Source organism: Corynebacterium sputi DSM 45148, assembly GCF_000427865.1.
Lineage (GTDB): Bacteria > Actinomycetota > Actinomycetes > Mycobacteriales > Mycobacteriaceae > Corynebacterium > Corynebacterium sputi.
Map to the genome: position 1 here is coordinate 26,557 of NZ_ATYV01000009.1, position 25,566 is coordinate 52,122.

The 25,566-nt window shown below is 61.1% G+C and carries 19 protein-coding genes; 13 read left to right on the plus strand and 6 right to left on the minus strand.

Annotated features, from left to right (window positions below; all coding sequences use genetic code 11):
• The first annotated feature begins 189 nt into the window (after positions 1 to 189).
• Complete coding sequence (locus YWU_RS15425) at positions 190 to 1,491, plus strand: MFS transporter (protein WP_240484067.1); 1,302 nt, start codon at positions 190 to 192, stop codon at positions 1,489 to 1,491.
• Between the two features lie 131 nt (positions 1,492 to 1,622).
• Here YWU_RS15425 and YWU_RS0105610 read toward each other — a convergent pair whose 3' ends face one another.
• Positions 1,623 to 1,970: a helix-turn-helix domain-containing protein gene (locus YWU_RS0105610; RefSeq protein ID WP_027019689.1), complete on the minus strand. Its 348-nt coding sequence runs from the start codon at positions 1,968 to 1,970 to the stop codon at positions 1,623 to 1,625.
• A gap of 406 nt (positions 1,971 to 2,376) precedes the next feature.
• On the opposite strand from YWU_RS0105610, the gene YWU_RS0105615 reads away from it, so the two are divergent.
• Together YWU_RS0105615 and YWU_RS0105620 are read left to right on the plus strand one after the other, a co-directional pair.
• Complete coding sequence (locus YWU_RS0105615; RefSeq protein WP_027019690.1) at positions 2,377 to 3,801, plus strand: sigma 54-interacting transcriptional regulator; 1,425 nt, start codon at positions 2,377 to 2,379, stop codon at positions 3,799 to 3,801.
• Entirely contained in the window at positions 3,794 to 5,815 is a 2,022-nt protein-coding gene (locus YWU_RS0105620; protein ID WP_051260089.1) for a vWA domain-containing protein, read from the plus strand. The genes YWU_RS0105615 and YWU_RS0105620 overlap by 8 nt, the downstream gene beginning before the upstream one ends.
• A gap of 221 nt (positions 5,816 to 6,036) precedes the next feature.
• Here the strand turns inward: YWU_RS0105620 and YWU_RS0105625 are convergent, their stop codons facing one another.
• The 3 genes from YWU_RS0105625 to YWU_RS0105635 form a co-directional block, all read right to left on the minus strand.
• The gene (locus YWU_RS0105625; protein WP_027019692.1) at positions 6,037 to 6,831 is read right to left on the minus strand and encodes an SCO1664 family protein; all 795 of its coding nucleotides are present in this window, start codon (positions 6,829 to 6,831) and stop codon (positions 6,037 to 6,039) included.
• Entirely contained in the window at positions 6,828 to 7,433 is a 606-nt protein-coding gene (locus YWU_RS0105630; protein WP_027019693.1) for a DUF3090 domain-containing protein, read from the minus strand. Before YWU_RS0105630 ends, YWU_RS0105625 begins: the two co-directional genes overlap by 4 nt.
• A gap of 80 nt (positions 7,434 to 7,513) precedes the next feature.
• Positions 7,514 to 8,260: an MSMEG_4193 family putative phosphomutase gene (locus tag YWU_RS0105635; protein ID WP_027019694.1), complete on the minus strand. Its 747-nt coding sequence runs from the start codon at positions 8,258 to 8,260 to the stop codon at positions 7,514 to 7,516.
• Positions 8,261 to 8,443: 183 nt separating this feature from the next.
• Between YWU_RS0105635 and betT the strand changes: the two genes are divergently transcribed.
• From betT to YWU_RS0105680, 9 genes are all read left to right on the plus strand, one after another.
• Entirely contained in the window at positions 8,444 to 10,576 is a 2,133-nt protein-coding gene (betT, locus tag YWU_RS0105640) for a choline BCCT transporter BetT (protein WP_027019695.1), read from the plus strand.
• Positions 10,577 to 10,604: 28 nt separating this feature from the next.
• Positions 10,605 to 12,083, plus strand: a complete 1,479-nt coding sequence (locus YWU_RS0105645; RefSeq protein WP_027019696.1) for an aldehyde dehydrogenase family protein — start codon at positions 10,605 to 10,607, stop codon at positions 12,081 to 12,083.
• Positions 12,084 to 12,120: 37 nt separating this feature from the next.
• A complete protein-coding gene (locus YWU_RS0105650; RefSeq protein ID WP_027019697.1) occupies positions 12,121 to 13,683 on the plus strand; it encodes a GMC family oxidoreductase in 1,563 nt (520 codons plus the stop codon).
• 172 nt (positions 13,684 to 13,855) lie between these two features.
• The gene (locus YWU_RS0105655; protein ID WP_034647265.1) at positions 13,856 to 14,428 is read left to right on the plus strand and encodes a rhodanese-like domain-containing protein; all 573 of its coding nucleotides are present in this window, start codon (positions 13,856 to 13,858) and stop codon (positions 14,426 to 14,428) included.
• Between the two features lie 335 nt (positions 14,429 to 14,763).
• On the plus strand, positions 14,764 to 16,779 hold the full coding sequence (locus YWU_RS0105660; protein WP_034647227.1) for a glycosyltransferase: 2,016 nt from the start codon (positions 14,764 to 14,766) through the stop codon (positions 16,777 to 16,779).
• 25 nt (positions 16,780 to 16,804) lie between these two features.
• Entirely contained in the window at positions 16,805 to 17,398 is a 594-nt protein-coding gene (locus tag YWU_RS15430; protein ID WP_051260106.1) for a phosphatase PAP2 family protein, read from the plus strand.
• A gap of 10 nt (positions 17,399 to 17,408) precedes the next feature.
• The gene (locus YWU_RS0105670) at positions 17,409 to 18,407 is read left to right on the plus strand and encodes a decaprenyl-phosphate phosphoribosyltransferase (protein ID WP_027019700.1); all 999 of its coding nucleotides are present in this window, start codon (positions 17,409 to 17,411) and stop codon (positions 18,405 to 18,407) included.
• A gap of 417 nt (positions 18,408 to 18,824) precedes the next feature.
• Complete coding sequence (locus tag YWU_RS0105675; protein ID WP_027019701.1) at positions 18,825 to 19,862, plus strand: alpha/beta hydrolase; 1,038 nt, start codon at positions 18,825 to 18,827, stop codon at positions 19,860 to 19,862.
• Positions 19,863 to 20,252: 390 nt separating this feature from the next.
• The gene (locus tag YWU_RS0105680) at positions 20,253 to 21,290 is read left to right on the plus strand and encodes an alpha/beta hydrolase (protein ID WP_027019702.1); all 1,038 of its coding nucleotides are present in this window, start codon (positions 20,253 to 20,255) and stop codon (positions 21,288 to 21,290) included.
• A gap of 51 nt (positions 21,291 to 21,341) precedes the next feature.
• Here YWU_RS0105680 and YWU_RS0105685 read toward each other — a convergent pair whose 3' ends face one another.
• Positions 21,342 to 22,853 (minus strand): SDR family oxidoreductase, encoded by a 1,512-nt coding sequence (locus YWU_RS0105685; RefSeq protein WP_027019703.1) that lies wholly within the window; start codon positions 22,851 to 22,853, stop codon positions 21,342 to 21,344.
• Positions 22,854 to 22,921: 68 nt separating this feature from the next.
• Between YWU_RS0105685 and YWU_RS15435 the strand changes: the two genes are divergently transcribed.
• Positions 22,922 to 23,770 (plus strand): tryptophan-rich sensory protein, encoded by an 849-nt coding sequence (locus YWU_RS15435; protein ID WP_205618302.1) that lies wholly within the window; start codon positions 22,922 to 22,924, stop codon positions 23,768 to 23,770.
• 127 nt (positions 23,771 to 23,897) lie between these two features.
• Here the strand turns inward: YWU_RS15435 and putP are convergent, their stop codons facing one another.
• A complete protein-coding gene (gene putP / locus YWU_RS15440; RefSeq protein ID WP_084141853.1) occupies positions 23,898 to 25,466 on the minus strand; it encodes a sodium/proline symporter PutP in 1,569 nt (522 codons plus the stop codon).
• Positions 25,467 to 25,566: the final 100 nt, after the last annotated feature.

A 25,566-nucleotide genomic window follows, 5' to 3' on the forward strand; every position in this document is an offset into this window, starting at 1 on the left:
TCACGTTGAGTTCATCGATCAAGAGGTCTACTAATGGGGACTTCACGAAGCGACGTTCCGGAAATCAACTTGACATTTCCCACCGGAACAGACCGTGACCGTGGTGACGCGACACCGATGCGCCGCCCTTCCTGATTCGATTCCCGCACCAGGGGAGCCGCCCCGCAATTCTCACGGAGAGACCGCCTCATGATGTCCACGAACCTGCGCCTTGAGCGCCTCACCCAATCTCCTCGACTCCACCGAAATCCACTTCCGGCACAAACGGAGATGGGTCGGCGCCGTCGTCCGATCGCCATGCTCGCGCTGGCGCTCGGTGCTTTTGGCATCGGCACCACGGAGTTCGTCTCGATGGGCCTGCTGCCGATGATCGCCGCAGATCTGGGGATCACCGAAGCGGAGGCTGGTCATGTCGTGACCGCTTACGCCCTCGGCGTTGTCGTCGGTGCTCCGTTGATCACCACATTGACCGGCCGAGTGCCACGGCGCCGATTAGTGATTGTGCTGATGGCAGCCTTCATTCTCGGCAACCTGCTGACAGTTTTCGCCGGCATGACCGGCAGCTACGCCATCTTGATCTTCTCTCGCCTCGTCGCTGGTCTTCCGCATGGCGCGTACTTCGCGGTAGCGAACCTCATTGCAGCGTCCATGGCAGAGCCGGGCAAGCGTGGCCAGGCCATCGCGAGGATCTCCCTCGGTCTCGCGACTGCAACCGTCATCGGTGTCCCCGCAGCTCAGTGGCTCGGCCAGACTCTCGGCTGGAACGTCGCATACGGACTGGTCGTGATCATCGGCCTCCTGTGCATCGCAGGACTCTGGCACGCAATGCCTCACATGACCCTGATGGCGCCGACGCGCCCCAGCACCGAGTTCGGCGCGCTGATCAACCCGCAGGTCCTGATGTCCTTCTTCGCTGGCGCGGTCGGTTTCGGCGGGATGTTCGCGGTGTACACCTACATCTCCTGGACGATGACCGAGCGGGCAGGATTCTCGATGGATCTCATCTGGTTCGTGCTGATGGTCTACGGAATCGGCATGGTCGTCGGTAACTGGCTCGGTGGTCGCCTCGCAGACGTGAGCCCGGACAAGACCGTCGTGGGGTCCTTCATCGCCATGATCATCCTGCTCATCATGTTCTTCTTCCTCAGCACCAGCGCAACGATGGCAATTGCCCTGTTCGGCCTCCTGTCGATCGCCGGCGGTGTGCTCGCGGTGAACATGCAGGCCCGGTTCATGGACGTTGCTGGCAAGGCACAGAACCTTGCCGCCTCGATGAACCAGGCGGCATTCAACATCGCCAACGGTGCCGGTGCTGCCGTCGGTGGCGCTGTCATCGCCGCCGGATTCAACTACTCCTACCCGGCACTGGCAGGTGCGGCCCTGGCACTGGGAGGCCTGGTCATCTTCATTCCCGCGATGGTTTACCGCCAGCGTGCGATGGATCGGGCCGGCAATGCTCCGAAGGTCGAGCTCATCGACAGTGCAGCGTAGGCGAAGAGTTCAACCTCTCCGCATAAAGACTGGAAGCGGCCGTGCTCCACGGCCGCTTTCGTCGTTCCTCATAGGTCGGAAATTGCTCTCTTCACCCGCCCGAAGAACATTGGACAGTAGCACCAGAGCCATCAAGGATCCGGGAAGAACCCCGGGTCATAGGTCTCCAGTTCTTTCAGCAGCTCAGAGCGGTACGGCTCCGGCTCAATACTCAGCTTCAGCCGGTACACATCGTCCCGAAGGAACCGGGCATAAGTCCCGGCACGGAAAGTGTCGATCCGACCGTCGTTGACCCAGTTCAGCAGCGTGCTTCGAGAGATCCGCAGGTATCGCGCGGCTTCGGTGCTACTCAAATGCTCACCGAGTGGCGCCAGAACAACACCTTCCCCCGCGCCGATAATTTTCATCGCCTCCAGCAGCAAGCCCTGCAGCAGGCGCGGCACTGGTTCCTCGGAACCGTCGAAAGCGCGCAGAACCATGGTCGTCCCCGGGTATATGCCTATCCGAGCGGCTTCATGGATCGCCCTGGGGCTGACGTGAATTCGTTGTGGTGTCTGGTTCATCGAGGTGCCTCCCTCTTGTCGTTGCTGGACAGTGCTTCCGATAGGACGTCGGGAAGCAGGTGGTGTCATCATCGGCCGTTGTCACCTGCAGGTGACACCGCTTCCCGACGTCCCCTTACCCACTTGTGGACACTCTTTTCTTTGTGGATAAGGCAAAATGACCGGTTGAAACGCTCCGCGAGGTCGAATTCCGCGTTGGCACCTGCAGGTGTTAATCGCCGACAGCACCACCTTTTACTCGTCCTTTCGGTGTGATCGGGCCCGCGGACCCTGGCGAAATGGGCCGTTCCCTAATCGCACACGCAGGCGTAGCCTCGGAGGAGTGAACGAGCCCACAGTGAACACCGTCGGAGCCCTTCGTTCCTCTGGCCACATCCAGAAGAGCCTGCGCTCTGAAATCCGCGATAACCTCCTGGCTGCCCTCCGCGAGGGCCGCGACCCGTGGCCAGGCCTGCATGGAATGCAGAACACGGTCATTCCGCAGTTAGAGCGGGCCCTCATTGCAAGCCATGACGTGGTGCTGCTCGGTGAACGAGGGCAAGGCAAGACGCGCCTGCTGCGGACAATGGTTGGGCTTCTGGACGAATGGTCGCCTGTCATTGCAGGTTCCGAATTGGGTGAGCATCCGTATGAGGCGATTACGCCGGAAAGTAGGCGTCGGGCGGCGGAGCTCGGGGATGACCTGCCAGTGGAATGGAAGCACCGCGATGAGCGCTACGCGGAGAAGCTCGCGACGCCCGATACAAGCGTGGCTGACTTGATCGGCGACGTAGATCCGATGAAGGTCGCCGAAGGTCGCAGCCTTGGAGACCCCGAGACCATCCACTACGGTCTGATCCCTCGCGCTCACCGGGGCATCGTCGCGGTCAACGAGCTCCCGGACCTGGCTGAACGAATCCAGGTGGCGATGCTCAATGTGATGGAGGAGCGAGACGTCCAGATCCGCGGCTACCTGCTGCGCCTGCCGTTGGACGTGCTGGTCGTGGCCAGCGCGAACCCCGAGGATTACACAAATCGCGGCCGCATCATCACACCCTTGAAGGACCGCTTCGGTGCGGAGATCCGCACCCACTATCCAGTGGAACTCGAGGACGAGATCGCCGTCATTCGTCAGGAGGCGGACCTGCGGGCGGAGGTCCCTGATTATCTATTGGAGATCCTGGCGAGGTTCACTCGTGAACTGCGTGAATCCCCGTCGGTCGATCAGCGCAGCGGTGTCAGCGCTCGGTTCGCCATCGCCGGTGCTGAGACCATTGCCGCTGCTGCGGTGCATCGGGCGGCGCGAAATGGTGAAGAACTGGCCGTCGCCAGGCCAGTTGATCTGGAAACTGCCGTGGACGTTCTCGGCGGAAAAATCGAGTTCGAATCTGGGGAAGAGGACCGTGCTGATGACATCCTTGATCACCTGCTGCGCACCGCGACCGCTCATACAGTTAGGGAGATCTTCCGCGACCTCGACTGTGAGCCGTTGATCAGTGCGCTCAGTGGTGGGATCTCGGTCAATACCGGCGAGCAGATCACCGCAGAAGGCTTCCTTGCTGGGCTGCCAGTGGTCGACACGCTCGAGGATGGCTCCGACTTCTACGACACGATTGTCCAGTTGGCGCAGCCCTCAGTAGACGAAAGCACTGCAGGCGCGCCATCTGTCGGGCACCGCGCCGCCGCTATCGAACTGGCTTTGGAGTACCTGTACTTGGGACGGCGGATCGACAAGGAAATGCTCGGAGGCGACACCGTTTATGGCTGACAACTCCGGTCCCACTAGGCGAAATAGGCGGCTGACCAGGAATGCGAGGTTCGGCCGCTACACCGGTGGGCCGGATCCATTGGCTCCGCCGGTGGACCTCACTGAAGCCTTGGAGTCGATGGGTGAGGACGTCATGGCCGGCTACCCGGCCGAGCGGGCGTTGCAGGAGTTCCTGCGCCGTGGTGGTCGGGATATGGAGGGGCTCGATGACATCGCTCAGCGCGTCGCCGAGCGCCGCCGCGAACTGACAGAGAACAACAACTTGGATGGCACACTCCAGGAGATCAGGAAACTTCTGGACGACGCCGTCCTCGCCGAACGCGGCCAACTCGCCCGGGATGTGAACCTCGATGACATCGAGCGCACCCTGGCAGAGATGCAATTGCAGAACCTCCCGCCGTCGCCGGCCGCTGCAGTCAATGATTTGAATGATTACACCTGGCAGAGCACCGATGCTCGGGAGAAGTTCGAGCAGATCAAGGACCTCCTCGGCCGGGAATTGCTGGACCAACGCTTTGAGGGAATGAAAAGCGCCCTGGAAAACGCCACCGACGAGGACCGAGCTGCGACAAAGGCGATGCTCGATGACCTCAACAACCTCCTGGAAGAGCACCGTTCCGGAGCAGTCACCCAAGAACGCTTCGACGAGTTCATGGATACCCACGGCGACTACTTCCCAGAGACGCCGAAGAACATCGACGAACTCCTCGACTCCCTTGCTGAGCGCGCTGCCGCCGCTCAGCGCATGCGCAATTCGATGACGCAGGAGCAGCGCGATGAACTCGACGCCCTCGCCCAACAAGCCTTCGGCTCCCCAGACTTGCTGGATTCCCTCCGCGAACTCGACGCGAACCTGCAGATGCTCCGCCCCGATGAAGACTGGCGCGGCGCCGAGCCCATAGACGGCGAGCCTAGTCAGGGCCTCGGGCTGGGGGATGGCACTGGAGTGTTCCAGGACATCGCGAACCTTGATGGCCTGATTGAGCAATTGGCCCAGTCCGGCCCAGGCTCGTCACTTGATGACATCGACCTCGATTCCCTGCGCCGGATGCTCGGCGACGATGCAGTGGTGAACCTGGAGGCACTGAAGAGACTCGAAGCAGAAATACAACAATCAGGCGCTTTCCGACGCTCACCTGACGGCCACCTCCACCTCACTCCCACAGCCATGCGCCAACTGGGGAAGTCCTTGCTCCGCGATGCCGCGGAAAGGCTGTCTGGACGGCAGGGGAGTAGGGATGTGAGGAGAGGTGGTGTGGGTGGGGAGGCGTCGGGAAGCTCACGGGGTTGGCAGTTCGGCGACACCGAACCGTGGGACGTCACCCGCAGCGTGAATAACGCGGTACTGCGCACGGTGGCCGACGGTGGTGACCCCTCAGGTGGAGTGCGGCTGACGATTGATGACGTTGAGATCCAAGAAACCGAAGCCCGCACCCAGGCATGCGTGGCACTTCTGGTCGACACGTCCTTCTCCATGGCGATGGAAGGTCGATGGGTCCCAATGAAGCGGACGGCTCTCGCGTTGCACACGCTTGTCTCCACACGTTTTCGCGGTGATGACCTGCAGCTGATCACCTTTGGCCGGCAAGCGGAGGTCACTGACATTGATCGACTGACCTCGATGGAGTCCGAATGGGAGCAGGGCACAAACCTGAACCATGCTCTGCTGCTGGCCAACCGGCATTTCCGCAAACACCCGAATGCGCAACCGGTACTTCTGATCGTCACCGACGGCGAACCCACGGCCCACCTAGACCGCAGCGGTCACGCCTTCTTTGATTACCCGCCGAGCCCAGTAACCATCGGGCTGGCAGTGCGCGAACTCGATGAAACCACCCGCGCTGGCGCTCGCACCACCTTTTTCCGCCTTGGCGACGACCCCGGCCTAGCTAGATTCATTGACTCGATGGCGCGCCGGGCGGACGGATCAGTTATCGCACCTGATCTAGATGATCTCGGAGCGGCGGTGGTGGGTTCGTACCTCGGTGCACGGCGTCGGCGGCGCGGCCAATAGGTTCCTACTCGCTAGCCTTCGCATCTGTAGTGCCGCAGCTTCAGTGGGAGCAGCGACCTGTGAGCGTGCGCCGAACACCCTCTAGACGTTGCAGATCTACGTTCGCCATGCAACATCTAGAGGGTATTCGAGCTACGTAGCAAGGTTGTCTTTTTGGGGAGATACCCAGCGAGTGCCCGCTTATTCGAGATGGGCCGAGCTATGCGCCGAGCTGTCGAGTATTAGAAGACGGGCCACGGCACCGCCGGCCCGTAGCCGGACGGAGTGGGAAAGGCGCCGGTTCGCAGCAGCGCATTGCACCGGTCGACGAGAGCCTCAAGTTCGAAGACGGTGAGGAGCTCGCCGAGTGTCTCAACGAGTGATTCGCCGTCGGCATCGCCCGTGCTCGAGTCCAAGCGGTCGCGCAGGTCGGTGACGGCCGCGACCTCATCATCGGTCAAGGGCTGTCCGGCCCAGCCCCACAACACCGTCCGCAGCTTCGGCTCGGTGTGGAAGGTCAGCCCGTGGTCCACGCCGAAGCGATGGCCGTCCTCCATGGGAAGGATGTGTCCGGCTTTGCGGTCGGCGTTGTTGGATAGGACGTCGTAAAGCGCCATCTTTCGAAGAGCCTCAGTGTCTTCATGCAGGAGCGAAATCGGGTGATCGTCCTGGTCGACGGCGTCAAGAATGTGCAGGTTGCCGGCCTGAAGCGACTGCTCGACATCCGCATCCGGCACGATCAGCACCGGCTCCTGAGCAGAATCGGAATCTTTCCAGAGTTGGACCATGCCGGGGCCGAGGGGGCCGTCGCGAAGGATGGTCGTTGGGACGATGTTCCAGCCGAGGGCTTCGGACAGGAGGTAAGCGGCGACCTCACGGTGAGCGAGGGTTGCTCCGGGGAAGTCCCACAGCGGCTGCTCACCGCGGATGGGTTTGTAAACCACCCGAGTGTCGTCGATCGAGCCCACGAACGTCGCGTTGGAGGCCTGGATGATGCGGCCCTCCAGATCAATGGGGCCGCTAGGGATCTCGGTCACGCGGTCCCGCCGGGGAATCCGAGGTCTCCTGGGTTGGCGCACTCATGGCCGTCTGGGTCGAGAGGCTCGCCGCAGATGGGGCAGGTCGGCCGTCCGGACTCAACAATGGAACGGGTCCGGTCCACGAATGCCTTCGCCGCGCCGACGGGAATCCGCACCAGCAGAACCTCTTCGGGTTCGACCTCCAGTTGCACGGATTCGTCATTGTCCATCGCCTCCTGGAGAGTCTCGAACTCCTCCGGCGACAACTGCGGGGTGGGCGCAGCCTCCACGACGATCTGTGAGGTGCGCGGATCCCATCCGAGAGTGAGCATCCCTACGCGAAAAGCCTCATCAACCGGCATATCCAACGGATCGGTATCGACGAGAAGTTCCTCAGTCTCATCCGGAACGCTGAAGGGATTTCCCTCCTGGTCCTTGAGGCGTTCCAGAAGCTCCTCGACGCCCTCCGCGAGCGCCGCAGTCTGCTGCTTCTCCAACGACACACTGACGGTCACGCCCCGCTCCCGCGCCTGCAGGTAGAAGGTGCGGTCGCCGGGCATACCGACGGTGCCGACGACGAAACGGTCGGGCCAGTCGAATCCGTGCGTGATGGTGGGCATGCCTCCAGTGTGGCACTGAATCGATGGAACGTGCGAGAAATTCTTGTTAACAGCAGGTTCAGAGCCAGGAATTCGTAGGCTCAGTGCCCAGCTCCTCCACCGACCTGCGGATCGGAAGCTCTAGCAGGGGCGGACTCCTCCGCTGTGGTGGACTTCGGCGCCATCCAATCCAGGTCACCTCCAGTGGTGTTCACTGCGATGACCCGCGGCTTTGCGCCGTGAATGCGATGACCATCCTCGTCGGGGTCGGAGCTGCCGTAATGGATGATCGACACGGATGCCGGGTCGACGTGCACGCGTTGGAAGTTGTCGAAGTCCATGCCGTATGCGTCGGCAATCACGGACTTGATCGGGTCGCCGTGACTGACCGCGACCCACACGGCGCCGGGGCCGTGCTCGGCCTCGATCTGAGCGTCGCGCCCGCGGATTGCTCTGACGATGCGTTGCTGCATCTCCGGCAGGGACTCGCCGCCGGGAAAGCGGGCCCTGGACGGTTCATTGACGACTATTTTCCAGAGGCTTTCTTTCGCTAATTCTCCCAGGTGTTTGCCTTGCCAGAGGCCGTAGTGGCATTCGGTGAGGGAGGCGTCGGAAAGCACGTCTTTTAGCTCTTTTTGTTTCCCGACGATCTCTTCCGCCGTCTCCACACACCTCTCCAGAGGACTACTCACAACGGCTGTGAGAGGGACCGTGGCAAGCCGGTCCGCAGTGGCGGCGACCTGCTGTCGGCCTAGGCCGTCGAGGTGTACATCTGAGGTGTGGCCGGCTAGGATGCCGGCGGTGTTCGCGGTGCTGCGGCCATGACGGACGAGGATGACTGTTGCCATGGGGCCGAGTGTAGGTGCATGCGGTCGGCGCGACCTTGACGGAGCATCATGAGGAATATATATGGGAGAATAGATCTTAATGCATTCAGGGAATTTTGTTAGCCTCGTCACAGGGCCAAGCCCTACTTCGAACCGAGCGATGAGTGATCGCTTGAAAACAACATAAAAGAAATCGGAAGAGTCATGACTCAGCAGAATCCTGCCGTCGACGAGGAAGAGGACAGTTCCGACCCCGTTGTTGGAACCCCTGGGGGACCAGTACAGAACCGGGTGCAGTGGCCGGTCTTCCTATCCTCTGCCGCTTTGATCGTTGCAGTAGCCGTCTGGGCAATGGTCGCTCCGGACAACGCAGAGACCATCATCGGAACTGTAGTTGTGTGGACCGCCAGCACCTTCGGCTGGTACTACATCCTCACTGCAGCGATCGTGGTCGCATTTGTACTGTTCCTAGCATTTTCCTCGGCTGGAAAAATCAAGCTGGGCCCCGATCACGCGCAGCCTAAGTTCGGGTTGTTCAGCTGGGTATCCATGCTCTTCGCCGCAGGTATCGGTATTGACTTGATGTTCTTCGCGGTATCCGAGCCCGTCGCTCAGTACATGGACCCACCCGGAGGGGATGGGCAAAGCGTAGAGGCTGCCCGCCAAGCCATCGTGTGGACCTTTTTCCACTACGGACCAGTGGGTTGGGCGATGTACGCCGTCATCGGAGGTGCTTTTGCCTTCTTCGCGTACCGCAGGAACATGCCACTGAGCATCAGATCAGTTCTTAGCCCGATCTTCGGTAAGCGGGTCGACGGAACGATCGGGCATACAGCCGATGTCTTCACCATTTTGGGAAGCGTTTTTGGCTTGTCGGTGACGCTAGGAATTGGAGTCGTGCAACTCACCTATGGCATGCATGTGCTCTTCGATATTCCCCAGAGCGTCGGGCTGCAGGTAGGACTCGTGGTGCTGGCGGTAGTAGTCGCAACGATCTCGACGGTCTCAGGTGTGGAAAAGGGCATCCGCAGGCTCTCGGAGCTCAACGTTCTGATCGCAGTGGTTCTCGTCGTATGGATCACAGTCGTCGGAGAAACCCGGCGCCTGTTCGAGGGGCTGGTGATGAATGTTGGTGACTTCATGGCTTCCTTCCCCGGAATGCTCATGGACACCTACGCCTGGGAGCAGCCCGATGAATGGATGCAGGCATGGACCCTGTTCTTTTGGACGTGGTGGCTCGCGTGGGCTCCGTTCGTTGGTCTCTTCCTTGCAAGGATCTCCAGGGGGCGAACCCTTCGTCAGTTCATCATCGGTGTCTTGGCTGTTCCGTTCGCTTTCATCGCGATCTTCATTTCGATCTTCGGAAATGCCTCACTTGAACTGGTCCTTGGTGGAGATGAAGACTTCACCAGCACAGCAATAGATCTCCCAGAGCAGGCGTTCTTCGGACTGCTGGCGCAATATCCAGGCGCGCCGCTACTGATGGCTGTCGCCTTGATTAGTGGACTGCTGTTCTATGTGACCTCGGCTGACTCCGGTGCACTGGTCCTCGCAAATCTTTCGTCGAAGATCGAGGACACTAAGCAGGACGCGCCGAAGTGGATCCGTATTTTCTGGTCAGTGGCGACCGGTGTGCTCACCCTAGCGATGCTGTTGGTCGGCGGCGTGACGACGCTCCAGCAGGCGACGCTGATCATGGGCTTCCCGCTGTCGATCCTGATGTACATGGTGATGATCTCGTTCTACCGAGCCCTGCGGACCGAAGCGCAGCACCAAGCCGGTTACACCGCGACGGTCAGGTCTAGGTTCGGCCCGGCTGAAGTCAGTTGGCGCCGCCGCTTGCGCCGGGTCACACATTTCCCGGACAAGAGTGACGCAGTTCGGTACATCGACCAGGTCGCTGCGCCGACCTTGGATACCGTCGCTGAAGAGCTCGCGAAGACATCTGACGGTGTCCGAGTGGATCGAGAAGATACCGCAGGACTTGGAGCGCCGTCGCTAGTGCTGTCCGCAGACGTTGGCGACAGAAATACCTTCAGCTACCAGATATATCCGGTACGCAGGGATAAGCCCGCGTACTCGTATCCCACCCTGTCGGAGGCCGGACAGTACTACCGGCTCGAGGTATTTACCGCCTCCGGGTCCCATGGGTATGACGTGTACGACTACTCGGCTGAGCAGTTAATCGCTGACGTGGTTGGTCACTACGAATCACATCTTGAATTCTTGCGAATCTCCGAGAATGGCTCGGATGCCTCGCTCGGCGTCGAGAAGTCGGTAGTCGTCGACTGGCAAGATGACTTCACAGAGGGCTCCGAAGACGAGAACCGCCAGTAGCCCTAACTTTCACATCAGAGGAGAGAACATGTCTGAGACGCTGTACATCGACGGAAACTGGACATCCGCTATCGGAGGCGGAACCCGGGACATCCACTGCCCGGCCAACGGAGAATTCGTCGCGACCGTCGACGAGGCTGACGAGCGCGACACCATCGCGGCAATCGAAGCCGCACGCCGGGCTTTTGATTCTGGCGTCTGGTCGTCGGTACCCGAGGCTGAACGAGGCGACTTCCTGCTCAAGGTCGCTGTGACCCTCCGAGAGCGAAAGGAAGAGTTCGCTCGCGCTGAAACCCTGGACACAGGCAAGCGCATTGCAGAGTCACGACTCGACATGGACGACATCGCCAATTGCTTCGACTATTTCGGAAAACTCGCTTCGAATGACGCCGGCCGAGTTGTCGACGCCGGGGACCCGAACGTGGCCAGCCGGATCGTCTATGAGCCGGTAGGAGTGTGCACCCTAATCACGCCGTGGAACTACCCGCTGTTGCAAGCTGCCTGGAAGATCGCCCCGGCTCTGGCCGCAGGAAACAGTTTCGTACTTAAGCCCGCGGAGCTTACTCCGCACACAGCGATCCTCATCACCCAGGTGATGGAAGAGCTTGGCCTCCCGGCTGGTGTTGCGAATCTGGTACTTGGTGCAGGGGCCGACTGTGGAACACCGCTGTCCACTCATCCCAGCGTCGACATGGTGTCCTTCACCGGTGGCGTCGTGACCGGGCGACTCATCGCAGCCAACGCCGCCAAGACCGTGAAGAAAGTGGCACTGGAACTTGGCGGTAAGAATCCGAACGTAGTGTTCGCGGACGCCGACTTCGACGCTGCGCTCGACAACGCGCTGAACGCTGCATTCGTGCACTCCGGACAGGTCTGCTCTGCAGGGGCGCGACTGATCGTGGAGGAGTCGATCGCACAAAAATTCGTCGATGAATTGGTCCGCCGTGCATCTCAAATTCGCCTTGGTGGACCGTACGACGAGGACGCAGAGACCGGCCCGCTGATCTCGGCTTCACACCGGGACAAGGTCACTGAGTACGTAAACGCCGGCGTCGCAGAAGGCGCGCGCGTCCGGTGCGGTGGCGCGTGGGGGGAAGGGGAGCTCGAGTCAGGCTTCTACTACCTGCCGACGGTCATCGATAATGTCCGCCGAGGAATGTCCGTGGTCACTGATGAGGCATTCGGACCGGTGGTGACGGTGGAGACCTTCACTACCGAAGACGAGGCCGTTGAGATCGCGAACGACACGATTTACGGACTTGCTGGAGCGGTATGGACGGAGAACGCCGGACGCGGTGAGCGGCTGGCGCGGCGGTTGAGGCACGGCACGATCTGGATCAACGACTTCCACCCCTACCTGCCGCAAGCGGAATGGGGAGGCTTCGGCCAGTCCGGCTTCGGTCGGGAACTGGGTCCTACGGGTCTCGCAGAGTACCGGGAGCCGAAGCACATCTACCGCAATCTCAGCCCCGCGGTGACCGGCTGGTTCGCCGACCACGACGCGTAAACACTGAATCACGGACACACCGACCAAGGAGATGGGTATGGAAACCACGCACAGCTTTGATTACGTCATCGTCGGCGGCGGATCTGCCGGCGCAGCCGTGGCCGCACGGCTCAGTGAAGATCCGGATGTGAGCGTCGGGTTGCTGGAGGCAGGACCTAGCGACACCGACCAGGATGTCATCCTCCAGTTGAACCGATGGATGGAGCTGCTGGAGTCCGGATTCGATTGGGACTATCCGATTGAACCGCAGGATCGCGGAAATTCCTTCATGCGTCACGCCCGAGCCAAGGTGCTCGGCGGATGTTCTTCTCACAATTCCTGCATCGCCTTCTGGGCGCCGAAGGAAGACCTGGATGAGTGGTCACATAAGTACGGTGCCGATGGCTGGGAGTCCTCCAAAACGTTCCCGCTGTTCACGAAGCTCGAGAGCAATGAAGACGACGGCCCACTGCACGGACATGACGGACCTGTTCAGTTGATGAACGTTCCGGCGAAGGACCCCTGTGGAATTTCATTGCTGGACGCATGCGAAGAGGCGGGAATTCCACGTGCCAAGTTCAACTCCGGCGAGACCGTCATCAATGGTGCGAACTTCTTCCAAGTCAATCGGAAGGATGACGGCACGCGATCTTCCTCGTCAGTTTCTTACCTCCACCCAGTGTTGGATCGGAAGAACCTCACGATCCTCACTGGCACTTGGGCAACGAAGCTCGAACTCGATGACGACAAGCGGGTCGTTGCAGTCCACGTCGTGGACAACGCATTCGGCCGGCAGACACGGATCGCAGCGAAGAGGGAGGTGATCGTTTCTGCGGGGGCTATCAATACTCCGCAACTGCTGATGCTCTCGGGTATCGGTCCGAGTGAGCATCTTGAAGAAATTGGCATCGAGGTTCTCGTGGACTCCCCGGGCGTTGGAGAGAACCTCCAGGATCACCCCGAGGGCGTTGTCCAGTGGGAGTCGAAGCGCAAGATGGTCCGAGACTCGACCCAGTGGTGGGAGATCGGAATCTTCGCACCCACCGAGGAAGGCCTAGACCGGCCCGACCTGATGATGCATTACGGTTCGGTGCCGTTCGACATGCACACTTACCGCGCGGGTTACCCCACTTCGGACGAGATGATTTGCCTCACCCCGAATGTGACGCACGCCAGGTCGAAGGGGACGGTCCGTTTGCGCTCGATCGACTTCCGGGACAAGCCGAAGGTCGACCCGCGCTACTTCACGGACCCGGACGGACATGACATGAAGGTGATGGTCGCAGGTATCCGAAAGGCCCGCGACATCATGTCTCAGCCGGCAATGACTGAATGGGCTGGCCGAGAGCTGGCACCGGGAATTGAAGCACAGAGCGACGAGGACCTTGAGTCCTACATCATGAAGACGCACAACACCGTCTACCACCCTGTGGGGACCTCCCGCATGGGGGCTCCCGACGACGCAGGCGCGCCTCTCGATCCGCAGCTGCGGGTCAAAGGTGTGACGGGTCTTCGGGTTGCTGACGCTTCGGCGATGCCGGAAATCGTCACTGTCAATCCGAACATTACCGTCATGATGATCGGTGAGAAGTGCGCGGAAATGATCAAATCCGGGCAGTGAACTACCTTTATCAAGTGATGAGCGCGGGCAACTGGAGCAAACCGGTGTTCGGCGCGATGTGATGTGACCTAATCGACGGGATTGGAATCGCAGAGATTCGAAGGGTTGACTTGGCTTCAACATGGCCGAATACTCTGCAGCACACAGGTCGATCTCCGACGCAAGGCTCCTCATGTCCATCACCGATTACGCCGTGCAGGATTTGCTAGCCGAGGGCACGACACCTAGGACTGTCCTCGTTGACGTGCGCACTCCTGCCGAATTCGAGACCGCTCACATCGACGGCTCTGAGAACCTGCCGCTGGACTTGCTGTTGAAGAATTCATCCGAGGTCGCTGACGCTCTGCCAGGCGACGCGGTTGTCCTGTGCCAGAGCGGAGTGCGCAGTCAGCAGGCGGCGCAGGCTCTCCTCGGGGCAGGCGCGACGCACGTCCACGTTCTTGCCGGCGGCATTAAGGCTTATGCGGACAGTGGAGGAGTCCTCCGCCGTGGCCGTCAGGTCTGGGACATGGAACGCCAGGTCAGGCTCGGTGCTGGGGCATTAGTCGCCACTGGCGTCCTCGGCAGCCAGTTCATCAATCCGAAGCTGAAGTGGCTGTCCTTCGGCATCGGGTCAGGGCTCGTATTTGCCGCGGTGTCGAACACCTGCGGCATGGCGTACGCGCTGGGCAAGATGCCGTGGAACACCGCTCAGGCGGAGCCGACGTTGGAGTCGGCGCTTGAGGGTGTGACCGCTACTCAATAGGCGATCACACCGGCTTGTGATCCCGGAAAGCGGAAAATCTCGCCGACTTTTCCCGCGAGTGCTTGAAGAAGGAGATCGGGAATTCGGGAGGCTCCGTTCAGGTCTGACCCGCCTGCAACTGGCCTATATATAAGGAACGAGCATTCGCTAGGTGCCCGTTCCGAACCGCGGCGGACTCCAAGCGAGACCCGCCCCACCCCCGACGTGTCCTGGATAACGCCAGGACACGCCCATCAGTGCGACACCGGGAAGCGCCGCGCACTAGGATTCTCCAGAGACCTTGACGGCCCTCACCGGCGCCGTCGAATCAAGCATGGAAGGCTACCGATCGTTTTATGGGTACCGACCCCGGAATTACCGGAACTGACAGCGCCGTAGAGAACCGACTCCAGCGCATCCTCCTGCCGAAGGCGGGTGAGCCCCGTGACGTCCGTTCGCTCTATTTGGTGGAGCCGGAGACAAACGAGGGCCGCGTCCGCGCTACCTCCCGCACCACGGCGGTCATCCCGTCTGGCGATGAGGTGAGCTTCGAAACATACTTCAATGCCTTCCCGGCCTCCTACTGGCGTCGATGGACGCAGTTGACTGAGGTCGTGCTGCGCGTGGAGCTCACTGGTGTCGCTCGTCTGGATCTTTACCGCTCGAAGATCGACGGCGCTCGCATCGCGGTGACCGGCGAACTTGTTGGCGATCCGGAGATGCCCGGCGCTCGCTCGGTCAGTGAGATCACTGTCTCGCTGCAGCCTTTCGAAGATGGTGGCTGGATCTGGTTCGACCTCACCTGTGAGTCGGACGTGGAGATCCACTCTGCGGCGTGGCATGCCCCGCATGCCCCGAAAGACCAGCTGCTTCCCGACGGCTCCGTCCAGCCCGCCCCCGACGCCCGCGTCACCATCGGTATCCCGACCTTCAACCGCCCCGCCGACGCGGTCGCGGCACTAGAAGCGCTGGCCTCCGACCCGGAGGTAGATGGGGTCATTGACGCCATTCTCATGCCCGATCAGGGTACGAAGCATCCGGCGGATGAGGTGGGGTTCCCGGACGTCGAGAAGCATTTCGGCGATCGTCTTCGCATGTTCCCGCAGGGCAACCTGGGTGGCTCCGGCGGATACTCCCGCATCATGTACGAGGCGCTGGGTGGACCGGACTCCGATCCGGAGCGAGCCACTGACAGCCCGTACATCCTCTACATGGATGACGACATTGCGATCGAGCCGGATTCGGTGCTGCGTGCACTGGCGGTGTCGCGCTACGCCAAGGGCCCGATGCTCGTCGGCGGGCAAATGCTGAACCTGCAGGAGCGCAGTCACCTCCACTCGATGGGTGAAGTTGTTGGCCGTCATGACTTCATGTGGACCTCCGCGCCGCATGTGCACTACGACCATGATTTCTACAAGCACCCGCTGCGTGACCGTGGTGAGCACGGCGTCAACGCCACCGGTGAGGCGATCGACTCCAAAGACCTGCACCGCCGCATCGACGTGGACTACAACGGCTGGTGGATGTGCATGATCCCGCGTGTCGTTGCCGAGGAAATCGGGCAGCCGCTGCCGCTCTTCATCAAATGGGATGACGCCGAATACGGCCTGCGTGCCGGCGACCACGGATTCCCCACGGCCACCTGGCCTGGCGTTGCCATCTGGCACATGGCCTGGTCCGACAAAGATGACGCTATCGATTGGCAGGCCTATTTCCACCTGCGTAACCGACTGGTCGTCGCCGCCCTGCAGCATGACGGAGACACCTCCGGAATCCTGAAGTCAATGCGCAAGGCCACCGCCAAGCACCTGATGTGCCTGGAATACTCCACCGTCGCCGTGCAGAACGAGGCGATGAAGGACTTCCTGGCTGGGCCAGAAAACCTCTTCGACATCCTTGAGTCCTCCCTCCCGCGCATCAACGCGCTGCGCAAGGAGTACCCTGACGCCGTGGTGCTTCTCACCGCGGGTGAACTTCCGAAGGCCTCCGGCATTCCCGGTGTCCCGATCCGGGACATTGGCGGCCGTTTGGCTCCGATCAAGAAGTCCGTGTGGCTGGCCAAGGGCCTGCTCAATTCCCTGCGTCCGGCTGATGAGCGCCACCATGAGGTCCCGCAGGCGAACTTCGCTCCGATCGAAGCGCGCTGGTTCAGCCTGTCACGCGTCGACGGCGCCACCGTCACCACTGCCGATGGCCGTGGAGTGGTCTACCGTAAGCGTGACCGTGACAAGGCGGCAGAGCTCGGCAAGGAAGCCTGGGCACTGCAGAAGCAGGTGGTTGAGCGTTTCGATGAGATGCGCGAGCGGTACCGTGCAGCCCACGAATCGCTGACCAGCCGGGAGGAATGGGCCAATGTCTTCGAAAACCAGTGATGCGCCGGGCTCTAAGAGTGCGGTGATGGCTGTGGGTGAGGGGAACGTCGGGAAGCAGATTTCGGGCGACCCGTTCGGGGAGTCCGACGCGCTCGTCGCGATCCAGAGCTCCCTTGCCGGCATTCCCGGGATGATTCCCGCAGCGAAGACCATGAGTCTGTTCGGCGAGCACGCGGCCGGATGGCTGGCGATCTCCGCGGTGGGTGCTGTGGCCTCCAGCGGTGAAACCCGGAACCGGTGGATCAAGGTGGGCGTCTCGGCGTTCGCCTCCCACGCGGCGTCAGTTCTGCTCAAGCGTGTGGTGCGCCGCAAGCGCCCGCACGATGAGCGAATCGCGATCGGCGTGAGCACTCCCAGCAAGCTCAGCTTTCCGTCCTCGCACTCCACCTCGACCACCGCAGCATTGGTATCGATGGCGAACATCACCGGCAACCGTGCAACATATGCCGGTATTCCGGCGATAATGCTGTCGCGGCTCGTCTTGGGAGTGCATTACCCGACCGACGTCGCCGCCGGCGCGACCCTGGGATGGGTTACCTCCAAGGCTGTCGACGCCGCTTTCGCACGCGCGGCCACCAGATCCGCGGGCTCCACTTCCGGCAAGACCGCACAGAAGTAGAAGGGACACAATGACCAACCCCGAGAATCGCGATGCGGTTATCGGCTCTGAGCCGCACACCTCCGGTATCGACGAGCCGGCGCATCCCCAGGGACATCCCCCCAAGAACCTCGCGGACGCGATGGTCAAGTCCCTGCGTCCGAAGCAGTGGGTCAAAAACGTTCTGGTGGTCGCCGCCCCGCTCGCCGCGGGCACAGAGGTTCTTGCGAACCGCACCACGCTTATCGACGTTTTCATCGCCTTCGCCGCTTTTTGTATGGCAGCATCCTCGATTTACCTGGTGAATGATGCTCGCGACGTCGACGCGGACCGCCAGCACCCGACCAAGCAGTTCCGCCCGATTGCCTCTGGCATGCTGCCGGTTGGACTGGCGTATGCGATGGCGGTGCTCCTCATCGTCGGTGCGGTAGGAATCTCGCTGTTGGCAAGCGATGGTGTCGCCCTCGCGATCGTCATCGCTGTCTACATTGCGCTGCAGCTGGGTTACTGCTTCGGCTGGAAGCACCTGCCGGTGATCGACATTGCTCTGGTCAGTTCCGGTTTCATGCTGCGGACAATGGCCGGTGGTGTCGCTGCCGGTATCGCACTGTCTCAGTGGTTCCTGCTTGTTGCGGCCTTCGGCTCGCTCTTCATGGCCGCTGGTAAGCGGTACGCGGAACTTCTGCTGGCGCAGAAGACGGGCAAGAAGATCCGCAAGGCACTGGAGGACTACACCCCGACCTACCTGCGTTTCGTATGGACGCTCGCTGCCACCGCAGTGGTTATCTCTTACTCCCTGTGGGCCTTCGAGACCGCCATGGCAGCCACCGGACCCGCTTCGATTTGGTACCAGGTCTCGATGGTGCCCTTCACCGTCGCAATTCTCCTTTACGCCGCTGACGTGGACCGTGGTACCGCCGGCAGTCCGGATGAGATTGCCTTGCGTGACCGCCCGCTGCAGGCGCTGGCGCTGTTGTGGGTCGCAACCATCGTGATGGCTGCCTATATCCAGCCGCTGATTACTGGTTAAGGACTAGCCGTGGGTGCTCCTCTGTGGGAGCCCGCGGTTTTTTATGCCTAGATCAGGGCGCTGGCACTCTAGTTTGAGGCGGAAGTAGGTCCAAATCGTTATCAACTTACACACATGGGGGTGTGGGGTTAGTCATAGGTGACGGAACTACAAATATGTCATTTTCGCCGTTGCTCCAGTTCAACGGCGTAAGCCAAAAACGGGTGAAGCTGAGAGTGTCAATATTGACGCGTCTGCTGTCTAAAAGGGTGACGAATTGGTAACGTAAGCGACCGAAAGTAGTCATTCCCAGGGGTACGTCACGCCCGTTTGGGCGTGTTGCGGAATGCATTCGCGCAGGATCGTGTCGGTGGCGCTCTAGTCTCCGACATCGGCTAACCCACGGGTGGGCAGTCAAGGCACTTAACTAGGAGAAGTATGAACGTCACCGCAATCGCGCGTGACTGGCGCACCAAGGTCCTCGCGGCCATGGTCGCAGTCGCCACCGTTTTCGGCATGGTCATGTACATCGGCAACGGCTCCGCGGAGGCATCGCCTAACCGCGAGCGCCTTCGCCCGGGCTGTGATTTCACCGATTACAACTACTGGGTCCAGAAGTGCTGGGTCTACTCCGCGGCGATGGATGACGAAGTTCCGGTCGAGATCGTTCCCTCGATCCACGGCAATAACAAGTCTCTGACTCTGCTGGATGGTCTGCGTATGCCGCTGGATGGCTCCGACTGGACTGGCCTAGGCGACGCCCCGCAGGTCTTCGAGAACGCCAACATCAACCTGGTCATGCCCGGTGGAGCTCCGGCGTCCTTCTACACCGACTGGGACAGCCCCTCCGCGAGTGCTCAGCAGCCGGACGGTTTCAACTACCAGTACGAAACCTTCATCGCACATGAGCTCCCGCAGTACCTGAATGAGCACTTTGGCATCGACTTCGGCGGCAACTCCATCGCTGGCCTGTCGATGGGTGCCTCGGCAGCCTTCACCTTCGCGAACACCTACCCGGAGAAGTGGGGCCAGGTCCTCGCGTACTCCGGTTACCTGAACCCGTCTAGCCCGGCGATGGCTTCGGCTATCCCGCTGGCGATGCTTGATGCCGGTGGATACAACGCCACCGACATGTGGGGTACCCCGGGAACCGGCCGTTGGGTCGAGAACGATCCGATGCTCAACGTTGGCACCACCGCTGCTAACGGCACTGATGTCTACATCGCCGCCGGTTCCGGTCTGCCGTCCAACATGGTTGACCCGATCATCCTGCAGGACCCGGTTGGCCAGCTCACCGGTGTCACTCTGGAAGCGATCTCCATGGCTTCCACTCAGCAGTACGAGGTTGCGGCGCGTGCTGCCGGCGTCAACCTCACCACGAACTACAGCTTTGATGGCATCCACTCTTGGGGTACCTGGAACCGTGACCTGTGGGAGTCAAAGGATCACATCCTGAACTTCCTCGGCGGTTGGTAACACGCCTGTGGCCTCCACTGCCTGGAAGCATCTCGTTGAGTGACGTTCACGGAATGATTCCACGCTAGGAGCAACGATCCTGATAATCCCGGTGAAGCATTCGCTTCATCGGGATTTTTGGCGTCTGAGGTGCTCACATGTGTGGCGTTTTCGGGCTGATATGCTTCTCTACAGTCAGGTAAAGCCTGAGAGTTTTACTCAGGGTTCCACGGAAAGTTGTAACGTAGAGACCATTCTCGGCGATCTACTTGAGGTATGGCGTGCTCTGCGGAGGGCGTCGCGAATGCTTTCGCGCTGGATTCAATGGTTGGCTCAAGCAGCAGACGGGATCCGAAGAGGCTGACCCATTCGCCTGTGGGTCGGCAGAAACGCTCAATCTCAAGGAGAAGTATGAATAGCACTGCCATCGCGCGTGACTGGCGCACAAAGTTGATTGCAGCACTTGTTGCCGTCGCCACCATCTTTGGTGCGGTTATGTACATGGGTAGCGGATCCGCCGCGGCAGCTGATCCGAACCGCCATCTGCGTGCTGGTTGCCACTATGACAAGGCGGTGCCGTACTGGCTTCAGCACTGCAGTGTGTGGTCCGACGCGATGCAGAAGCACGTCCCAGTTCAGGTCCAGCCGGCGAAGAACTACGGCACCAAGTCCTTGACTCTCCTTGATGGCTTGCGGATGCCGATGGTGGGCTCTGACTGGGCGTACCAGGGTGGGGCGGCGCAGACGTTTGTGGATTCGAACATTAACGTCGTGATGCCGGGCGGCGCTCCGGCCTCGTTCTACACCGACTGGAACCGCCCTTCCAGCAGTTTTGATCAGGGCAGCTTCAACTACAAGTACGAGACCTTCATTGCGCATGAGCTCCCGCAGTACCTCAAGCGGGAGTTCAACATCGACTACGGCGGGAACTCCATCGCAGGCCTGTCGATGGGCGCCTCAGCAGCGTTCTCGCTGCAGTACAAGTACCCAGAGAAGTGGGACCAGATCCTGAGTTTCTCCGGCTACCTGAACCCCTCCAGCCCTGCGCTGTCCACCGCCATTCCGCTGGCGATGATTGACGCCGGTGGCTACAACGCCCTGGATATGTGGGGCGTACCCGGCAGTGGCCGTTGGGTTGAGAATGATCCGTTCGTCAACGTTGGTCGCACTGCAAACAATGGCGCCGACGTATACATCGCCGCAGCCACCGGTTTGCCGTCGGATCTGACGGATCCGATCCTCTTGGAGGATCCGGTCGGCCAGCTCACGGGTGTGACTCTAGAGGCGCTATCCATGGCCTCGTCCCTGAAATACGAGGCTGCCGCTCGTGCCGCTGGCGCTAGGGTCACCACGAACTACAGTTTCGATGGCATCCACGCCTGGGGAACGTGGTCCCGTGACCTGGCAAAGGCAAAGGCTCACATCCTGAACCACCAGAACGCCTGGTAAATCACCCGGCTTTTCGGCCTGGCCTCGGCCGGCCACGGCGCGGAACTCACATCATTGTGGGTTCCGCGCCGTTTTGATGAGGTTCTTCTTCATCAGCGGGAAAACGGCGGCGTGAAATGGTGCCACGAGCCACCAGTAAGCACGACCACGCAGGCCCTTGGGGACAAAGATTGCCTCCTGTCGGTAGACGGTCTCACCGTCTTCCTCATCCACGCGCAACACCAGCCAGGCCAGACCGCTGACTTTCATCTCTGCGCGGAGGATCAGCAGGTGCGGTCGCTCAATGCGCTCTACCCGCCACCAATCCACGCGATCGCCGGGGGAGAGCTTCCTCGGATCTCTGCGACCGCCAAGGCCCGGTCCGCCAATCACTCGGTCCATCACGCCGCGGAGGTTCCACAGGAATGGAGTGGAGAACCACCCCGTGTGTCCACCAATCGATTCGACCACGCGCCACACTTGGTCCACGGACAGGTCAGTGCGTGCCTGCCTGCGGTCGGTATAGACCGTTTGGCCGGACCATTCCGGGTCGGTGGGCAATTCCTCAGAAGGCTCCGCTGACTTCCGCCAGGAATGGTCCCAGGAGGTGGGCACCTCGCCGGTGGCCTCCCGGTAGAGTGCGCGCTCGACCGCGGTGGGATAGTCCGCCAGGCCATCTGGCGGATCGGGCAGGAACTCCCTGATGCGATGGCCGTCAGTGGTGACAGCGTCTTCGGCCATCGACTGCGCCAGTGGCACCGCCAGCGATGACGGGACCGGAGTTACTAGTCCAATCCACGCCCCAGACAGCACGTCCATCGGCAATGACAATGGCACCGCACCAATCACCCGTCGCAGCCCACGAACCTTGCCGTACAGCCGCAGCAGATCAGAAAACCGATAGGTGTGGCCGCAGCCAACATCGAACTGGTCATTGACCCCATCCAGGGACTCCGAGTCCGCTGCCGCGGTGAGGTAGTGCAAGACGTCGCGCACGCTGATCGGCTCAATCCGGTTGTTGATCCATTGCGGCGCGAACATCACCGGCAATCGCTCGGTGAGGTGTCGGATGATTTCGAACGATGCTGAGCCGGAGCCGATGACGGTGGCGGCGCGGAGGACCACGGTGGGGACGGAGCCGTCGAGAAGCGTCCGTGCGACCTTCTCACGCGAGCGCATATGGCGCGAGAGCTCCTCCAGCGCGTGGTCCGGCGGGTGGAGCCCGGAGAGGTAAATAATCCGAGAAACCCCAGCCCGATCCGCAGCCTCGGCAAAGTTGGCGGCGGCGCGGCTTTCTGCGTCCTCGAAATCAGAGCCCCCATCGCCCATGGAATGGACGAGGTAGAAGGCGACGTCTACCCCCTCAAGCGCGCCATCCAACGTCGATGGGTCATCAAGATCAGCCGCGACGGTCTCCACATCCGGATACCAGTCGAAGCGGTCGAGGCGTTCGGGACGCCTAGAGGCAGCTCTCACTTTGTGCCCGGCCCCCAGCAATTCAGGAACCAGGCGTCCTCCGATGTATCCAGATGCCCCCGTGACCAACACGCGTTTCGTTTCTGGTCGGTTGATTCGGGTATTCATTACACCAGGGTAAACTAAAACAACTTTGCTAGAGAATCCATACGATGGGCGCCCAGGAGGTAAATGAGATGACGAATCCCACTAACACGCCAGTTCAGAAGACCCCTATTGCAGTCCCGATTGGGATGGCGGTGATCACGGCCATCGCCATTGCCACGGCGTTCTGGGGTGCCGGCTTCTTCGGCGGCACCGAGACCAGTGACGTTGCAGGGGGTGCCTTGTCTGCAGATGCCACTCCCTTGGCTCCAGCCAGCTCCGCCTTCCGGATCTGGAGCGGTATTTACGTAGGGCTGATCCTGTACACGCTGTGGCAGTTCTTCCCTGCCGCGCGGGCTTCGCAGCGTCAGCGCGCATTGCGTCCGCTGGCTCTGGCATCGATCGTCCTCAACTCGGTGTGGTTGTGGGTGACGCAGTTGGATCTGCTCTTACTGTCCGTCATTGTTATCGCCGTGCTGCTGGCGGTGCTGGCCTGGATCATGATCCTGCTCGACCGGCACAAGGCCAGCGGGCCGGTAGAACTCGTGCTTAACGACGGCGTCTTCGGCCTGTACACCGGCTGGGTACTCGCCGCGACCTTCGCCAATCTGTGGGCTGTTCTCGCTGAGTCCGGGGTCGAGCAGATGACCGAGGTGAACTTCGCCATTGGCGGTGTCATCGTGGTCGCCGCGGTCTCGATAATCGCCTCGATTCTCAACCACGGACGGATCGCTCCGGCACTGGCGGTGGCCTGGGCGTTGGCGTGGATCGCCATCGGTCGCACTGAAGGACAGTTCGAATCTGAGCCGCTGTGGTGGGCTGCGGCTGCTTCTGCCTGCGCAGTGATCCTGGTTCCTGCTGCGTTGACGGTGCGAAACCTCCGCGCGCGAATGGCGACGAGGAAAGGGGAGCGGCAGAAGCCTGAGCCGCAGCCAGCATGATCATTTAGCCCGGCCCGCCGCGACCGGCAGGTGCCAACGACCGAACCCCGGCCCCGAAATCTTACGAAGGATTCAGGGTCGGGGTTTCTCTCTAGTGGATTGCGAGTGATGCGCTGCGCAGAGTGGGTCAGGCGTTGCGGGAGGCGATGTCGGCGCGAGCCTCAGCCTCTGCTGCGGCAAGTGCTGCATGGTCGACCGGGGGAAGGGCGACCTTGGACTTCGCGCGCTCGACCGCGAGGTTGAACTCGGCGTCGATCTCCGGGTTCGGCTTGTAGGTGATGAGGCTGACTACGACGGCGGCGATGAGGGCCACGATGAAGCCCGGGACGAGCTCGTAGAGATCCATATCGAGCAGATCCCAGATGAACACGGTGACGGCACCGGTGATCATGCCGGCGAGGGCACCCTGGCGGGTCAACTTGCGCCAGAACAGGGACAGGAAGACGATCGGGCCGAATGCGGCGCCGAAGCCTGCCCACGCGAAACCAACCAGGCCGAGGATCGTGTCGCTCGGGTTCAGGGACAGCAGCACAGCGACGACGGTGACACCGAAAACGGCGACTCGACCCAAGATGACGAGCGTGCGGTCATCCGGCGGGGTCTTGCGGAACACGCGATAGATGTCTTCTACAATCGCGGAGGAACAGACAATCAGCTGGCTCGACAGGGTACTCATGATGGCGGCGAGCACTGCTGCCAGGACGAATCCTGCGACCAGCGGGTGGAACAGAACCTGGGCCAAGAGCAGGACCACGGTCTCACTGTTGGACGGAGCGCCACCGAATTCGGTGAAGTAGGCGACACCGGCCAAACCTGCGATGACAGTTCCGGCCATCGAAATGCCCTGCCAGGCGATGCCGATGCGGCGGGCAGTGCCTGCCTCGTGCGGGGAGCGCAGTGCCATGTACCGGATGATGATGTGCGGCTGTCCGAAGTAGCCGAGGCCCCAAGCGAGACCTGAGACAATGGCGACGATCAGGGCGCCGGTGGTCATCGATCCATCGCCGAAGAATGAGAACAGCGCGGGGTCAGCGTTATCAATGATCGTTTTGGTCTCATCCCAGCCGCCAACGCGCAAGATGGTGATGATGGGCACGAGGACCAGTGCAGCGAATATCATCATGCCCTGCACGACATCCGTCATGGACGCGCCGAGGAATCCGCCGAACATGGTGTAGACCAGCGTGACCAGCACAACGATGAGCATGCCGGTGACGTAGTCGCCGTCGAATGCACTCTCGTAGAACGTTCCGCCGGCGACCATGCCGGAAGAGACATAGAGGGTGAAAAATACGAGGATGACGACACCGGCGGTCAGCCGCAGGGTGCGGGAGTTATCGCGCAGACGGTTCTGCAGGAAGCTTGGAATGGTGATCGAGTTCTTGGATACCTCTGTGTATGAGCGCAGGCGTGGTGCGATGAAGAACCAGCTGGAGTAGGCACCGACGCACAGGCCGATGGCGATCCAGGCCTCAATGAGGCCGGCTGCGTAGACAGCGCCGGGCAGGCCCATGATGAGCCAGCCGGACATGTCGGAGGCGCCCGCACTGAGGGCTGCGACTGAGGGTGGAAGCCCTCGTCCGGCGAGCATGTAGCCCTCGTGGTCGCTGGTCTTTCGGTAAGCGAGGTAACCGATGAGAATCATCACGGCCAGGTAGATACCCAGCGCCAGGAAAATGTATCCCTGATCTGACATGGTTGCTCCTTTCGTTGGAGTTTTCTCGGTCCCACCTGTCAGGCGCTGTCAGTCGCCTGGCTGGTCGGTGATGGAGCTGCCATTTCGTGTGCTCACTTCA

What these genes read in the sequence shown, in the direction of transcription:
- YWU_RS0105635 (WP_027019694.1), bottom strand. Translation starts at nt 8,260, where the DNA reads ATGGCAACAGTCATCCTCGTCCGTCATGGCCGCAGCACCGCGAACACC.
- YWU_RS0105630 (WP_027019693.1), bottom strand. Translation starts at nt 7,433, where the DNA reads ATGCCCACCATCACGCACGGATTCGACTGGCCCGACCGTTTCGTCGTC.
- YWU_RS0105655 (WP_034647265.1), top strand. Translation starts at nt 13,856, where the DNA reads ATGTCCATCACCGATTACGCCGTGCAGGATTTGCTAGCCGAGGGCACG.
- YWU_RS15435 (WP_205618302.1), top strand. Translation starts at nt 22,922, where the DNA reads ATGACGAATCCCACTAACACGCCAGTTCAGAAGACCCCTATTGCAGTC.
- YWU_RS0105680 (WP_027019702.1), top strand. Translation starts at nt 20,253, where the DNA reads ATGAATAGCACTGCCATCGCGCGTGACTGGCGCACAAAGTTGATTGCA.
- YWU_RS0105620 (WP_051260089.1), top strand. Translation starts at nt 3,794, where the DNA reads ATGGCTGACAACTCCGGTCCCACTAGGCGAAATAGGCGGCTGACCAGG.
- YWU_RS0105675 (WP_027019701.1), top strand. Translation starts at nt 18,825, where the DNA reads ATGAACGTCACCGCAATCGCGCGTGACTGGCGCACCAAGGTCCTCGCG.
- YWU_RS0105610 (WP_027019689.1), bottom strand. Translation starts at nt 1,970, where the DNA reads ATGGTTCTGCGCGCTTTCGACGGTTCCGAGGAACCAGTGCCGCGCCTG.
- YWU_RS0105645 (WP_027019696.1), top strand. Translation starts at nt 10,605, where the DNA reads ATGTCTGAGACGCTGTACATCGACGGAAACTGGACATCCGCTATCGGA.
- YWU_RS0105685 (WP_027019703.1), bottom strand. Translation starts at nt 22,853, where the DNA reads ATGAATACCCGAATCAACCGACCAGAAACGAAACGCGTGTTGGTCACG.
- YWU_RS0105670 (WP_027019700.1), top strand. Translation starts at nt 17,409, where the DNA reads ATGACCAACCCCGAGAATCGCGATGCGGTTATCGGCTCTGAGCCGCAC.
- YWU_RS0105650 (WP_027019697.1), top strand. Translation starts at nt 12,121, where the DNA reads ATGGAAACCACGCACAGCTTTGATTACGTCATCGTCGGCGGCGGATCT.
- betT (WP_027019695.1), top strand. Translation starts at nt 8,444, where the DNA reads ATGACTCAGCAGAATCCTGCCGTCGACGAGGAAGAGGACAGTTCCGAC.
- YWU_RS0105660 (WP_034647227.1), top strand. Translation starts at nt 14,764, where the DNA reads ATGGGTACCGACCCCGGAATTACCGGAACTGACAGCGCCGTAGAGAAC.
- YWU_RS15425 (WP_240484067.1), top strand. Translation starts at nt 190, where the DNA reads ATGATGTCCACGAACCTGCGCCTTGAGCGCCTCACCCAATCTCCTCGA.
- YWU_RS15430 (WP_051260106.1), top strand. Translation starts at nt 16,805, where the DNA reads ATGGCTGTGGGTGAGGGGAACGTCGGGAAGCAGATTTCGGGCGACCCG.
- putP (WP_084141853.1), bottom strand. Translation starts at nt 25,466, where the DNA reads ATGTCAGATCAGGGATACATTTTCCTGGCGCTGGGTATCTACCTGGCC.